At 44.8% G+C, this 13,399-nt stretch carries 13 protein-coding genes and 4 tRNA genes; all 17 read left to right on the top strand.

The window, feature by feature from the left end:
- Positions 1-43 precede the first annotated feature (43 nt).
- The 17 genes from B3D47_RS14475 (at position 44) to B3D47_RS14395 (ending at position 13,210) form a co-directional block, all read left to right on the top strand.
- The gene (locus B3D47_RS14475) at positions 44-784 is read left to right on the top strand and encodes a LytR/AlgR family response regulator transcription factor (protein ID WP_004890599.1); all 741 of its coding nucleotides are present in this window, start codon (positions 44-46) and stop codon (positions 782-784) included.
- 106 nt (positions 785-890) lie between these two features.
- Positions 891-1,811, top strand: coding sequence for a hydroxymethylbilane synthase (gene hemC, locus B3D47_RS14470; protein ID WP_004890596.1), 921 nt, complete (start codon positions 891-893; stop codon positions 1,809-1,811).
- 5 nt (positions 1,812-1,816) lie between these two features.
- Positions 1,817-2,596, top strand: a complete 780-nt coding sequence (locus tag B3D47_RS14465) for a uroporphyrinogen-III synthase (RefSeq protein WP_286862728.1) — start codon at positions 1,817-1,819, stop codon at positions 2,594-2,596.
- Positions 2,593-3,420, top strand: a complete 828-nt coding sequence (locus B3D47_RS14460) for a hypothetical protein (RefSeq protein ID WP_286862727.1) — start codon at positions 2,593-2,595, stop codon at positions 3,418-3,420. The genes B3D47_RS14465 and B3D47_RS14460 overlap by 4 nt, the downstream gene beginning before the upstream one ends.
- Positions 3,421-3,426: 6 nt before the next feature.
- The gene (locus B3D47_RS14455) at positions 3,427-4,620 is read left to right on the top strand and encodes a heme biosynthesis HemY N-terminal domain-containing protein (protein WP_286862726.1); all 1,194 of its coding nucleotides are present in this window, start codon (positions 3,427-3,429) and stop codon (positions 4,618-4,620) included.
- A gap of 10 nt (positions 4,621-4,630) precedes the next feature.
- On the top strand, positions 4,631-5,059 hold the full coding sequence (locus B3D47_RS14450) for an acyl-CoA thioesterase (RefSeq protein ID WP_076752946.1): 429 nt from the start codon (positions 4,631-4,633) through the stop codon (positions 5,057-5,059).
- Between the two features lie 142 nt (positions 5,060-5,201).
- Positions 5,202-5,528, top strand: coding sequence for an H-NS family nucleoid-associated regulatory protein (locus B3D47_RS14445; RefSeq protein ID WP_026056799.1), 327 nt, complete (start codon positions 5,202-5,204; stop codon positions 5,526-5,528).
- A 184-nt stretch (positions 5,529-5,712) separates the two neighbouring features.
- Complete coding sequence (gspN, locus tag B3D47_RS14440; protein ID WP_286862722.1) at positions 5,713-6,456, top strand: type II secretion system protein N; 744 nt, start codon at positions 5,713-5,715, stop codon at positions 6,454-6,456.
- Positions 6,456-7,322: a type II secretion system protein N gene (locus tag B3D47_RS14435; protein ID WP_286832077.1), complete on the top strand. Its 867-nt coding sequence runs from the start codon at positions 6,456-6,458 to the stop codon at positions 7,320-7,322. Before gspN ends, B3D47_RS14435 begins: the two co-directional genes overlap by 1 nt.
- A 38-nt stretch (positions 7,323-7,360) precedes the next feature.
- The gene (gspD, locus tag B3D47_RS14430) at positions 7,361-9,613 is read left to right on the top strand and encodes a type II secretion system secretin GspD (protein WP_286862720.1); all 2,253 of its coding nucleotides are present in this window, start codon (positions 7,361-7,363) and stop codon (positions 9,611-9,613) included.
- Positions 9,614-9,677: 64 nt separating this feature from the next.
- Complete coding sequence (locus tag B3D47_RS14425) at positions 9,678-10,331, top strand: FHA domain-containing protein (protein ID WP_286862718.1); 654 nt, start codon at positions 9,678-9,680, stop codon at positions 10,329-10,331.
- An 82-nt stretch (positions 10,332-10,413) separates the two neighbouring features.
- A complete protein-coding gene (locus tag B3D47_RS14420) occupies positions 10,414-11,082 on the top strand; it encodes a phosphoglycolate phosphatase (RefSeq protein ID WP_286862716.1) in 669 nt (222 codons plus the stop codon).
- A 114-nt stretch (positions 11,083-11,196) separates the two neighbouring features.
- On the top strand, positions 11,197-12,690 hold the full coding sequence (trpE, locus tag B3D47_RS14415) for an anthranilate synthase component I (protein WP_004813574.1): 1,494 nt from the start codon (positions 11,197-11,199) through the stop codon (positions 12,688-12,690).
- Positions 12,691-12,788: 98 nt separating this feature from the next.
- A tRNA-Thr gene (locus B3D47_RS14410) sits at positions 12,789-12,864 on the top strand.
- Positions 12,865-12,920: 56 nt separating this feature from the next.
- Positions 12,921-13,004 (top strand) — tRNA-Tyr (locus B3D47_RS14405).
- A gap of 38 nt (positions 13,005-13,042) precedes the next feature.
- Positions 13,043-13,118 (top strand) — tRNA-Gly (locus B3D47_RS14400).
- 17 nt (positions 13,119-13,135) lie between these two features.
- Positions 13,136-13,210: transfer RNA gene (locus tag B3D47_RS14395), tRNA-Thr, on the top strand.
- Positions 13,211-13,399: the final 189 nt, after the last annotated feature.

The following is a 13,399-nucleotide window of genomic DNA, read 5'->3' as shown; positions in this document are numbered from 1 at the left end:
TTAACTTAACAACAATGACATGCCGTTAACTGAAGGAGGATAAATGGACATCCTGATCTGTGATGATGAGCCTCTTGCCATAGAGCGTTTGGCACGCCTGGTCAGCCAGCTCGGCCATACTGTGGTTGCAACCGCAACCCATGGTCAGCAAGCCCTTGATCTGGCCCATCAGCACGAGCCCGATGTCATTCTATTAGATATTCAAATGCCCGAAATGGACGGTCTGCGTTGCGCACAACATCTGCGCCAGCTTGACCCAATGCCGGCAATTGTTTTTTGTACGGCCTATGACCACCATGCGCTTGATGCATTCAAGTCGAATGCAGAAGGCTACTTGCTCAAACCAGTGATGCAACAGGAGTTAGCACAGGTATTCGAGCATTTAACCAAACTTACCCAAGCTCAGATGAGCCAACTAAAACAAAAAGAAAATATGGAAGAACTCAATATCAGCCGCCATCAGATTGCGGCAAAGACTTATCGCGGGGTGGAGCTTGTCCCTGTGGAAAATATTTACTATTTCCTGGCTGATCAGAAATATGTCACGGTACGGCATAAAAATGGCAGTGTCCTGATCGATGAAACATTAAAGGACTTGGAACAGGAATTTGGCCAGAATTTTATCAGGATTCACCGCAATGCGCTGGTGTCTGTAAACTATCTGGATGGGCTGGAAGTGGTCAGTTCGGGGCAGTATCAGGTGCGTTGCCGTGAGCTGGATGAAAGACTTGCAGTAAGTCGGCGCCATTTACCATTTTTACGTGAACGCATTCATAAGCTCTGAAGCGTATGGGATCGGGTTGCAGTTGAAACTTGCATAAATTCACTTGCATTTTAAAGTGATCAGGTTAAGTTTAGACTATTGTTCTCATTCACTGTATTTGAAATTTATGAAGACCCTAAAAATTGCAACTCGACAAAGTCCTCTTGCACTATGGCAAGCGGAGCATATCCGTGCACGTCTGCAGGAACTGCATGCCGACCTTCAGGTCGAGTTGGTCACGTTTGTGACACAGGGTGATAAAATTCTTGATACCCCATTGGCAAAAATTGGTGGCAAGGGCCTGTTTGTTAAAGAACTTGAGGCTGCATTACTGGATGGTCGTGCAGACTTGGCCGTGCATTCCATGAAAGATGTACCCATGGCACTGCCTGAAGGTTTAAGTCTTGCGGTGATCTGCGAACGTGAAGATCCATTGGATGCTTTTGTCTCTAATAGCTATACCAGCTTTGACGAGCTGCCACAGGGCGCTAAAGTAGGAACATCCAGTCTGCGTCGTAAGAGTCAGATTTTAAAGGCACGTCCGGACCTTGAGATCATTGATCTGCGAGGTAACGTCGGCACACGGCTGTCGAAACTCGATGCAGGCAATTACGATGCTATTATTCTTGCCAGTGCTGGTTTAAAACGTCTGGGGCTGGCAGATCGTATTCGTCATACACTTAAGCCTGCAGTCAGTTTGCCAGCTGTGGGACAGGGTGCGCTTGGTCTTGAATGTCGTGATCGTGATCAGGCCGTACTTGACCTGATCCTGCCACTGTTACATGCTGAAACTGATGCCTGTGTCCGTGCTGAACGCGCATTTAATGCCTATCTGGAAGGTGGTTGTCAGGTGCCGATTGCAGGTTATGCAACTTTACAGGATGGTAAAATTGCCATCGAAGGCCGTGTGGGTAGCGTGGATGGTGCCACCTTATTAAAAGCAGAATTACAGGGTGATGTAAATCAGGCAGAGCAGCTCGGTGTGACTCTGGCACAGAATTTATTGGCCCAAGGTGCGGGTGATTTGCTTAAAGCACTATATTCATAAGATTCATGCTGTTTATCAATACTCGCCCTCAGGATCGTGCTGTCCGACTCACACAGCAGTTACAGGCAGCACAAATTCCTGTGGTAGAGCTACCTTTGCTGGAACTGGTTGCACAGCCTTATTCAGCAGAATTGGATAGCTTGTATCAGCAGTTGAATCGTGCTCAAGTCATTGTGGTGGTGAGTCCGACTGCGGTGCAAATTGGCATGCAATATCTGGCGCAGGCAGGCATTGAACTGGCTACATTGGCCCATATACAGTGGATTGCTGTAGGGCGCAGCACTGAACAGACATTGCTACAATATGGCATTCAAAGTCATGTGCCTGAGATTGAAACCTCTGAAGGAATGCTACAATTACCGATTTTGGAGAGTCTTGAAAAAGATGCTGTTGTAGCCTTTTGGCGAGGTGAGGGCGGTCGATTATTTATGATGGAGCATTTGCGTCAGCAGGGTGTTGAGGTACTAAATTTTGTACTGTATCAACGTCAGTGTCCGGTTCAGTCACAACAGACCATAGCTGCGCTTTTGCCTCGATTGCAGGACAATCACCATTATATGGTTCTGATGAGTAGTGAAGCCAGCTGGTTAAACTGGGTGCAGCTAATGCAGCAGGACATCTCCGTGATCAGCAAGGGAATTTATTTGGTTTTAGGCCCACGTTTGGCCGCTATTTTAGGGGAATACCGTCAACATCATGCTGCAGCATTTGAGTATATACAACTCGAGAGCCTGAGCAGCGATGTGATCGTACGGGAGATGAAGCGAGTACTGGGGAACTCATGAAGAAAATTTTAATCGTGCTGTTCATTGTGGCATTCGCCTGGATGGCCAAAATCAGTTATGACCTGTTCAGTTTGCGCCAGGCCCATACAGAACTCAGCTCCAGCTTTACTCTATTGCAGCAGCAAAATGCCAGTTTGAATGACAAGGTGGTTGCACTTAAACGCCAGGTAACTGAACAGCGCCAGGATGCACCAGCTGTATCCAACTCACAGATAGCTACTGTACCTGAATCGCATGATGCCGAAGTGGTTCGTCAGCAACTCAGCCTGATTGAGTTCGCTTTGCAGCAGCAGCAATACAGCACAGCATTGGAAAAACTCAGTCAGCTGCAACTGGATTTGCCGAATTATACGCTTGCACCTGCTTTATTAGACGGTTTGGAGCGTGTACTCAGTAAAGATCAGGTAATGTTGCAACAGTTCATCAATAGTCGTCTGGTACAGCAGAATAAAATCCGGGATTTACTTAATCAAATGGATGCTGAAATTGCCAGGGAGTTAAAAGCCCAGCACAGTGCCACACCGGCAGAGTCTGGTTCCTTCTGGCGCAATCTGATTCAAATTGAAGCTGTGCAGCAGCCAAGTACGATGTTAATGCAGCGAGGACTAGTGTTGAAAGAGGCGCAATTACGTCTATTGATGGCACAAAACGCACTACAGCAAAGTCAACAAATTCCTTTCCAGCAATCGCTTGGTGCCGTGGCTGAAGTCCTCAAACAATTACCGGATGCAAAAAGCCAGCAATGGGTTAAACAGCTGGAACAGATCCGCACCATACCGCTGAAACCGGTTCCTCCTCTGAATGCCCGTACCTTAATGAGCTGATCGCTTATGAAACAGATTCTGCTTGCCTATTTATTTGTCAGTCTGCTCGGTATTGCGGCTTTAAGTCTACTCAGTTACGGTCACGGACCAGGGTATGTCTATCTGTACTGGCGTAACTGGCAGATACAGACCAGTCTATGGATACTGGCAGCGCTATTGGTTACGATCAGCTTTGTCATGCATATGCTGTGGTATGCGGTTACGCGTTATCTGAATCGCGAGCAGCGCAAAAAACAGCGCGTTTTCAGTTTTCATCATTTACATCCTTATGAACAACTGGCAGTGGTGTGGTTGCTCAATGCCTCACAGGATCAACGTGATTTTATTCAGCAGTCTTTTGCCCAGTCTGGATTATTAAAAGATATTATTCATGCACGTTTGTCTTGGGGGCAGCAGGATTTTGATGAGGCTTTGAAATCTTTAAATCAGTCCAATCCAATGGCATTTGAACTGGCTGAATTACAGCGTATTGAAGTGTACTTATCGCAACAGGATGGTCAGCAGGCATTAACCCATCTTGAATTCTTAAATCAGCATGAATTATCCCCTTGGCTGTTTAAAGTTAAATCAGCTTATGAGCAGAGATTAACCAAATTATGGGGGCAATTTGCCTTAAAGTTTCCCTGGTTGTATTTAAGATCAACTCAATATGGTCATTTAGAGCAAAATACTAAAACACTTTGGCTAGAACAATTATTACTGGCTTTTGAACAGGCGGATCAGGAAGATTTAAAATACTTGCAACAGCGCTATATCGACTTAAGCGAAGAAATATTTAAACGTGACTATACGGTCAAACTACTGTGGCTGAAATTGTTATTTAAAATGCCTGAAATGGGCGCCGAGCATGAAGCGCTAGCAGTACATTTACTGGAACAGCAATTTAATCAGGACGTATTTTATTTATGGTTCCAGCAACAATTACTTCGACAAAATCCTGATTATGAAGTTATTAACCAGCAAATTTCATTGTGGGAAGAAAAATATACAGCAGTGCCGGTCTTAACATTTGCCAAATGGCATGTACTGCAAGCTGCGGGTCGAGTAGAGGAAGCCCAGCAACTGCTTGCACTCTATCCAGATGATGTGCGTATGAGTTATCTGCGCATTAAATTTGCCTTGCAGGGGCAGGATGAGTTACAACAACAACTGAATCAGGTGTTTGAATCAAATGCCAATTTTATTGATACAAGAATATAGGGGATAATATATGGAATCACTTGCGCAGTATCCAGTGATTTTTGAGCAACGCGTGGCTTGGGGTGATATGGATGCCTTTGGTCATGTTAATAATGCGGTGTATTATCGTTATATTGAAAGTGCCCGACTGGCTTATCTGGATCGATTAAATATACTGGTTGGTCCATTATTAACTGTTGTGGCTACGAATCAATGTCGCTATTTAAAGCCTGTGGTTTATCCGGATCAACTTAAAATCGGTGTGCGTATTGAAGATATAGGCACTACCTCATTTCGTATGAGTTATTTATTATGGAGTGAGCAGCAGCAAAGTATAGTGGCAATTTCTGAAGCGGTTCTGGTTTGTATAAATAAAAATAGCATGCAAAAAATGCCAATTCCTGAAGATGTACAGGAAATAATAAGAAATTTAGAAAATACGGTTGAACATACAGTTTAAAATACGAGAAAATTATTTAATTTTGTAATTAATTTTATTATTTGTTGTTATCCGTTTAAATTTTTTTATTGAATATTTTATTTAATCTAAATATTATGAAAAAGTTATTTATAAAACGAATAATATTATTTTTATGGAGAGAGTGATGCCAGACATTACGAATTTATCAGTTGAAGAGTTAAAGCGTTTACAAGCTGAAGCTGAAGCATTAATTGCGTCTAAAAAAGACCAGGAAATCGAAGATGCTTATAATCAGGTATTAAGCATTGCAGAAAAAGTAGGTATGAGTATTGAGCAGTTGCTCGAGTTCGGTGCCTCTAAGCGCAAGAAATCATCTCGCAAGACTGTAGAACCACGTTACCGCAGTAAAGCAAATCCGGAAGAAACCTGGACAGGTCGTGGTAAACAGCCACGCTGGCTGGTTGCAGAACTGGAACAAGGTGCCAAGCTGGAAGATTTTCTGATCTAAAGATTTGACTGTGAATGTTGTCATAGGTCAGTCATGGAAATGATCTATATATCTTTAACCAAGCATCATTGCTTGGTTTTTTTATGCCCATCAATTGGCGTGGTGAAAAAAGTATGCATAATGTACTTATATTAAGAAAAGAATCATAACCAGGAACTGAAATTGATGGATTGGTTGGGGTGGGATGAGCAGTAAACCGAAAACTTTCAAATGGTTAATTCTTGCCATAGTCGCCTTTTTTATTTTTGTGGTCTTGCAGGTGCCGGCTGCCTGGCTGATTTCAAAATTTTATAAAAATAATCAGGTACTGCATAACGTCAGTGGCAATATTTGGCAGGGGAGTGCTGACTGGAAAAAAGGTCAATTGCGTGGCAGCCTCAACTGGCAGGTCCGTCCATTGGATTTGCTATTATTGCGTCTCGGGGCAAATGTGGAAGTACATAGCGGCAATACTAAAGTTGCCGGTGTAATGGCGTACGGTTTGACCAAAACGCTAGTCGCCAGGAATCTAGAAGGACAGGTCGCACCAGAAACCTTGAAAAATCTTGCAGATTGGCAATGGCCAACCAATGCAATTCAATTTAAGCAGCTCGATTTTAAATATAAGAAACAAAATGGCTTTAGTGATGTGAGTGGTCAGTTGAATTGGACCGGGGGAGAATTGATCTATACCTTTGCACAGCGTCAAGAGCGGATGAGTGTTCCTGTTCTTGCCGGGAAGCTGGCAGATGAGTCAGGTAAATTATTGCTGGATGTTCGCGATAGTCGTGATCAGAAAATGCTGAATATTGAACTTGATCCCGATCTGATGCTGAATGTGCAACTGACACAGCGTATGTTACTGAATGTTCCTTCCTATGAAGGTAAAGCTGGACTGGACACTTATGTCATCAGCACCCGTCAGCCGTTGATGGGAGGCCTAAACTGATGGCCATCAATATAGATAAATTTAAACAGCTGGATCTACAGACGTTTAATAAAGCAGCACCCGCACTTTTAGTTTTACTGATTCTGTATCTGTGCTGGAAACTGGCAGCCCTATTCTGGCTGGTCGTTGCACCGCCTCAAGCCCTGCAAGTAGAACGTGTAGAGTTGGGCTCACAGCAGTCACGAATTCCAAATATCAGCTCTTTCGCCTTATTTCAGGAAACTGGACAAAGTGCGGCAAGTGCGGAAGTCTCCAATATTCTGTTACAAGGGGTGATGGTTGCCAGTCCAAGCTATTTGTCTTCAGCAGTATTGAAGCTGAATGATCAGGTCGATCGCTATCGTGTTGGCGAGAGCTTGGGTAATAGCGGCTATGAGCTGGCTGAAGTGTACTGGGATCGGGTGATCATTCGTCAGCAAAATGGTGCGAGTAAGGAAGTTTTCTTTAAGGGCTTGGAAAATGGCTTAAATCAGCCTTGGCAGAGTAATGAGCAGAAAAGTGGGCGTTCATCGTCATCCTCAAATTGGGGTGGATCAGCGAATCAGCCAACAAATGAGCCTGCTTCACCGCAGAATGAGATTGGTCGCGCGATTCAGCAGATGAATGAAAACCGCGAACAGTATCTGGAAAATATGGGAGTTTCTGCAGGTGAAGGGGGTTATGAAGTCACTTCGCGAACTCCGGCAGTGCTGCGTAACCGTCTCGGTCTCAGACCCGGCGACCGGATTGTATCCCTGAATGGTCAAACCGTCACTGCAGGACAATCTGAAGTGCAGTTACTGGAACAGGCACGACAGCAGGGCCAGGTAAAACTTGAAATTAAACGTGGTGATCAGGTGATGACCATTCAACAGGATTTAAAGTGATGTGTCATCACATATAGGGTTGGGAAGCATTTAGGTTTATGGCTTTATTTAATAATAATCGATCAGCATGGGCGCTTTGTGTTGCCGCACCTCTGGTGGCTATGGTCAGTACCGCAACTTATGCGCAGACCTGGAAAATCAATCTGCGTGATGCAGACCTGGCTGCTTTTATTAATGAAGTAGCCGATATTACGGGGAAAAATTTTGCCGTTGATCCAAGGGTGCGCGGCAATGTCACAGTCATTTCAAACCGGGCATTAAACCGGGCTGAAGTCTATGATCTGTTTCTTGGGGTCTTGAATGTTAATGGTGTCGTGGCGATCCCGTCCGGGAATACCATCAAACTGGTGCCAGACAATAACGTCAAGAACTCCGGTATTCCGTATGATGCCCGTAACCGTGCGACTGGTGACCAGATTGTGACCCGGGTAATCTGGCTGGAAAATACCAATCCGAATGACCTGATTCCAGCACTACGCCCACTAATGCCACAGTTCGCCCATTTAGCGGCTGTGCCAGGAACCAATGCTCTGATTGTTTCCGATCGCGCTAGCAATATTTACCAGCTGGAAACCATTGTGCGTAATCTGGATGGTACCGGTCAGAATGATCTGGAAGCCATTACCTTGCAGTCGAGTCAGGCTGAGGAAATGATTGGCCTGATTGAGTCCATGACAGCTACAGGTGCTGCCAAGGATTTAAAAGGCTCACGTGTGCGGGTCATGGCAGATCAGCGGACCAATCGGATTATCATCAAAGGCGATACTGCAACCCGTAAGCGTATTCGCCAGATTATTGAAACGCTGGATGTGCCTGCAGCGGATCGTTTAGGAGGGCTAAAAGTCTTTCGCCTGAAATATGCCAGTGCCAAAAACCTGGCTGAAATTTTACAAGGACTGGTTTCTGGGCAGGCTCAGGGGCGTTCGAGCTCTTCTTCAGAGAACAGCTCCGCAGGAACTTCGCTGAATACATTGGGCAATAACAGCTCTGCATCCAATATGTCTCAGGAAGCTTCCACTTCCGGGATTCAGTTAAATTCAGGATTAGGAAATAACCAGCAAGGAATTACCAGTTTTAATGCCAATGGTGTCAGTATTATTGCTGATGCGACCCAGAATTCATTGGTAGTGAAGGCTGATCCACAACTGATGCGCGAAATCGAGTCGGCGATTAATCAGCTGGATACGCGTCGTCAGCAGGTGTTAATTGAAGCCGCGATTATGGAAGTGGAAGGTACGGATGCTGACCAGTTGGGTGTGCAATGGGCACTTGGTGATCTGAGTAGCGGTATTGGTCTGATTAACTTTGATAACTTTGGTGCCAGCCTGAAAAATATTGCTGCCGGCTATCTGACCGGTGGTGCAGCAGGGGCAGGCAGTGCAATTGGTACAGGGACCTCACTCGTGATAGGTGATTATCGTGAAGGCAGTGATGGTTCCCGAAAGCTCTATGGTGCATTGATTCAGGCACTTAAAGAAACCACGAAGTCGAATCTATTGTCTACGCCATCGATTGTGACCATGGACAATGAAGAAGCCTATATCGTAGTGGGTGAAAACGTTCCATTTGTAACAGGTTCAGTTTCTACGGGTGCGGCAGGTGTTGCCAACCCCTATACCACCATTGAACGTAAAGATGTAGGTGTGACACTAAAAGTCATTCCGCATATTGGTGAAAATGGAACCGTACGTCTGGAAGTCGAGCAGGAAGTTTCTGCAGTTGCACGTGATAAGGGGCAGGCATCAGATCTGGTCACCAGTAAACGTGCGATCAAAACTTCAATTCTGGCTGAACATGGTCAAACCATTGTGCTCGGTGGTCTGATTTCAGATAACACCAGCTACGGTCGTCAGGCGGTACCGGGTTTGGGTGCAATCCCTGGTTTAGGGCGTTTATTCCGCTCGGAAGGTAAATCCAATCAGAAGCGTAACCTGCTGATTTTTATACACCCAACGATTGTGGGGGATAAAAATGAAGTGCGTAAGATTTCCCAGCAGCGTTACAGCCAGCTGTATAGCTTGCAATTGGCGCTAGATTCGGATGGTAATTTTGCCAAACTGCCAGAAAACCTAGATGACGTATATCAACAACGTCTCCCTGTTTCTAAAACACCCGTAGGGTCGAATTACCAAACTGTACCGACTGCACCTGTAGCCTCACAGCCGACGGCAGTAGTCACTACGCCAGTTGCAATTGAACCTGTAGGGCAACAGCAATCTGTGCAACCAGTACAAAATATAGAAAAAACCCGAAATACAGTGACAACCACGACGTTGCGTCCGAAAAGCTAGAGGTGCGGTAGTTGCAAACAGCATGTTATGATCAACATAACAGAATAAAAGAGAAGTGGATGTTATGACTTGGAAAATTCAAGCCATTACTGGCGATCTGACGGGACAGGAAATTAGCATTGACCGTGACATGCTGGTGGGTCGTCATCAGGCAGCAGATATTGTGTTGCAGGCAGCAGAAATCTCGCGTAAGCATGCTGCCTTTTTGCTGAAGGAAAATGCACTGTGGGTACAAGACCTGGGTTCTTCAAATGGTACTTTTGTCAATGATATGCGCATTGATTCAGAAGCATTGCTGAAACAGGGTGATATCGTACAGTTTGCCAGCCTGAAATTTTCTGTGCTTGAACCAGCACAAGAAGTCATCGTTGAGCCTGAACTAGAACAGACAGCTGAACGTATTATTGAAGAGGCTGCTGAGAAGACTGCTGCCCATCAGATGAATGATCAGGGTATGCCAGAGCTAAAAGAACGTGATGCTGAAGTCCAGTTGACTCGTGATGGTATGCCAACCAATGTCGGTATTCCAAAACCGGCGCCAATTCCTGAAGGTATAGATTTATCTGCGGTCAAACCTGAACCAACACCAATTCCTGTTGAGCAACCTGTTTCTCGTGTAGAAGAAACGAAGGAACAGCAAAAAAATGCTTCAGTCGGTTTGATTTCTTTAATTGTTATTGTGATTTTAGCAATTATGGCCTGGCTATTCTTTAAATAAGCCAAGTATTGGTTACAATCAAGGCATGCAATCGCATGCCTTTTTTGTGGCTGCGTGATGAATAAAGATAAAGAGAGTGGAAATGTCTATAGCACAACTGGATAAACGTGAGCTGATTTTATTTGATCTGGATGGCACCTTGGTGGATTCTGCTTCTGACCTGTATCGTGCCATGAATATGAGCTTAAATGTGCTGCAACTGCCTTTTGTGACTGAAGAACAGGTACGAGTCTGGATTGGAAAGGGTACTTCGAAGTTTTGTGAAAGCGTACTACTGCACCTGACTGGAAGTTTGGATCCAGCACAGCATCAGGAATTACTAAATACTTTCCTGGAAGTCTACAATGCTGATCCATGTGTCGATACCGTACCATTTCCGGGCATTATTGAATTTCTACAATGGGGTAAAGCACAAGGTAAAAAGCTCATTTGTGTGACCAATAAGCCCGAACAGCCTGCACGCAGTATTTTAGATATTTTGGATATGGCGAAGTATTTTGATGACACTATTGGTGGTGACCGTTTTACCGAACGTAAGCCGGATCCGCGTCAATTGCTGCATTGTGTCGAGCATTATGCTGTCAGCAAAGAGCAGGTGCTGATGATTGGCGACTCGGTGAACGATGTCGAAGCTGCACGCCGTGCCGGTATAGATTGTATTGTAGTCAGCTATGGCTATAATCATGGTGAGAATATAGCAGACAGCCATCCTCAGGAGATTGTGGATGATCTACGTGAACTGCTGGCTTAATTAGGGTATTAGGGAATTAAAATGAATAGTTCTAAGGTTTTTCGATGGCGTCGCTCAGTCCAATTCTATTTACACACTGAGTAACCCTAATTTAAATTTAAAGAGAAAAACCGAATGACCACTCAAGCACAATTCCAGCAACTTGCTGCGCAAGGCTATAACCTGATTCCCGTTTACCGTCAGCGCTTGGCCGATACTGATACGCCCCTTTCTATTTTTGCTCGCCTTAAACAGCATCAACAGGCTTATCTGTTTGAATCGGTTGAGGGGGGTGAGAACTGGGCGCGTTATTCAATCATCGGTTTGGGTGAATCTACCGTGTTCTCCTGTAACGCAGGTGAACTGACGGTACAACATGCCGATGGCTCGATTGCAAAGCAGCACTGTTCAGACCCCTTCCAATACATTCGCGACTTTCAGGCGCAGTTTAAAGTGCCGACTCAAGCAGACTTACCTGCCTTACCAAGTTTTACTGGTGGTCTAGTCGGTTACTTTGGCTATGACTCGGTACGTTATATCGAGCCAAAGCTGAATAATGTCCCTGAAGCCGATCCAGTAGGTTTACCAGATATCTGGATGATGCTGTCTAAAACAGTGATCGTATTTGATAACCTCAAAGATACCTTGTTTTTGATTGTGCATGCCGATACGAATGATGCTAATGCATATGAAAAAGCACATGAAAAATTAAATGAATTGGAAAATATTCTGGCAACACCAATCAGTCTGAAAGCAGAAAAACATACTCCACCGCATTTTGAGTCATTAACCGGGCATGACAACTTCCTTGCTTCTATTGAAAAAGTGAAAGAGTACATCCGTGCTGGTGATGTCATGCAGGTAGTACCCGGTCACCGTATGGTCTCTGATTTCGATGGTGAGCCTCTACAGGTCTATCGTGCGTTACGCCACCTTAACCCATCACCCTACCTGTTCCTGGTACAAGGGCAGACCTTAGAAAACAAGACACCTTTCCATATTGTCGGTTCTTCACCTGAGATTTTATCTCGTCTGGAAAATGGGATTGCTACTGTACGTCCCCTGGCAGGGACGCGTCCGCGTGGTAAAACCAAAGAAGAAGATCTGGCATTGGAAAAAGATCTGCTTTCTGATGAAAAAGAAATTGCCGAGCATTTAATGCTGATTGATCTGGGACGCAATGATGTTGGTCGGGTGTCAAAAATCGGTAAAGTGCAAGTGACTGATCAAATGGTGATCGAACGTTATTCGCATGTCATGCATATTGTCTCGAATGTACAAGGTGAGGTGCGTGATGATGTTGACGCATTGGATGTTTTTAAAGCAACTTTTCCGGCGGGTACGCTTTCGGGTGCACCAAAAATCCGTGCCATGGAAATTATTGACGAAGTTGAGCCGGTAAAACGTGGAATTTTCGGTGGTGCTGTTGGTTATTTAGGCTGGCACGGCGAAATGGATATGTCGATTGCGATTCGTACCTGTGTCATTCGTGAAAATAAGGTCTATGTTCAAGCTGGAGCAGGGCTGGTTGCCGACTCAAATCCTGAATCTGAGTGGAATGAAACCCAAATAAAAGCTCGCGCAGTGATCAAAGCGGTTGAATTATCATCAAATGGTTTGATTTTATGAGTTTTTGACGTTTTTTTTGAAAAAAACACTTGCATGGTTTCTGAGTTTTGCTAAACTGCACACCGTTCCGATACGAAACGTACGAAACACTAAGAAACGCCGGCATAGCTCAGTTGGTAGAGCAACTGACTTGTAATCAGTAGGTCCACAGTTCGAATCCGTGTGCCGGCACCATCTTAGAGAGTTTCTAGTGTAGAGTAAAGAACAGCACTGATGTAAGTGTAAAAAATGGTGAGGTTCCCGAGCGGTCAAAGGGGGCGGACTGTAACTCCGCTACGAAAGTTTCGAAGGTTCGAATCCTTCCCTCACCACCAATTTTAAGACTTCAATAAGTGGTTTGTACCAACATCGTGCGGGAGTAGCTCAGTTGGTAGAGCGGTAGCCTTCCAAGCTACATGTCGCGAGTTCGACCCTCGTCTCCCGCTCCATTGAAGTACTAATATTTGCTCTTATAGCTCAGTGGTAGAGCACTCCCTTGGTAAGGGAGAGGTCTCGAGTTCAAATCTCGATAAGAGCTCCAGATTACAGTTTATCGCAACATTGTTGCAAAAGATTCCAAAAGCAGGCTATTTAGTCTGCTTTTCAAGTATTGGGCGTTTGATTTTTTTAGGCGATATGTCGGAGCTGAGTTTTACTCAGAATTGTGTTCGACGTAAACGAGGAAGATGAACATGGCTAAGGCTAAGTTTGAACGTAATAAGCCACACGT

Source organism: Acinetobacter sp. UBA3461 (assembly GCF_002381195.1).
Classification (GTDB): Bacteria; Pseudomonadota; Gammaproteobacteria; order Pseudomonadales; family Moraxellaceae; genus Acinetobacter; species Acinetobacter schindleri.
Note: the sequence above shows the minus strand (reverse complement) of the source record. Positions and strands in the feature narration are given on the sequence as shown.

Excerpts from the sequence above, each read along its gene's own strand:
- B3D47_RS14475 (WP_004890599.1), top strand. The coding sequence starts at position 44 with ATGGACATCCTGATCTGTGATGATGAGCCTCTTGCCATAGAGCGTTTG.
- hemC (WP_004890596.1), top strand. The coding sequence starts at position 891 with ATGAAGACCCTAAAAATTGCAACTCGACAAAGTCCTCTTGCACTATGG.
- B3D47_RS14465 (WP_286862728.1), top strand. The coding sequence starts at position 1,817 with ATGCTGTTTATCAATACTCGCCCTCAGGATCGTGCTGTCCGACTCACA.
- B3D47_RS14460 (WP_286862727.1), top strand. The coding sequence starts at position 2,593 with ATGAAGAAAATTTTAATCGTGCTGTTCATTGTGGCATTCGCCTGGATG.
- B3D47_RS14455 (WP_286862726.1), top strand. The coding sequence starts at position 3,427 with ATGAAACAGATTCTGCTTGCCTATTTATTTGTCAGTCTGCTCGGTATT.
- B3D47_RS14450 (WP_076752946.1), top strand. The coding sequence starts at position 4,631 with ATGGAATCACTTGCGCAGTATCCAGTGATTTTTGAGCAACGCGTGGCT.
- gspN (WP_286862722.1), top strand. The coding sequence starts at position 5,713 with ATGAGCAGTAAACCGAAAACTTTCAAATGGTTAATTCTTGCCATAGTC.
- B3D47_RS14435 (WP_286832077.1), top strand. The coding sequence starts at position 6,456 with ATGGCCATCAATATAGATAAATTTAAACAGCTGGATCTACAGACGTTT.
- gspD (WP_286862720.1), top strand. The coding sequence starts at position 7,361 with ATGGCTTTATTTAATAATAATCGATCAGCATGGGCGCTTTGTGTTGCC.
- B3D47_RS14425 (WP_286862718.1), top strand. The coding sequence starts at position 9,678 with ATGACTTGGAAAATTCAAGCCATTACTGGCGATCTGACGGGACAGGAA.
- B3D47_RS14420 (WP_286862716.1), top strand. The coding sequence starts at position 10,414 with ATGTCTATAGCACAACTGGATAAACGTGAGCTGATTTTATTTGATCTG.
- trpE (WP_004813574.1), top strand. The coding sequence starts at position 11,197 with ATGACCACTCAAGCACAATTCCAGCAACTTGCTGCGCAAGGCTATAAC.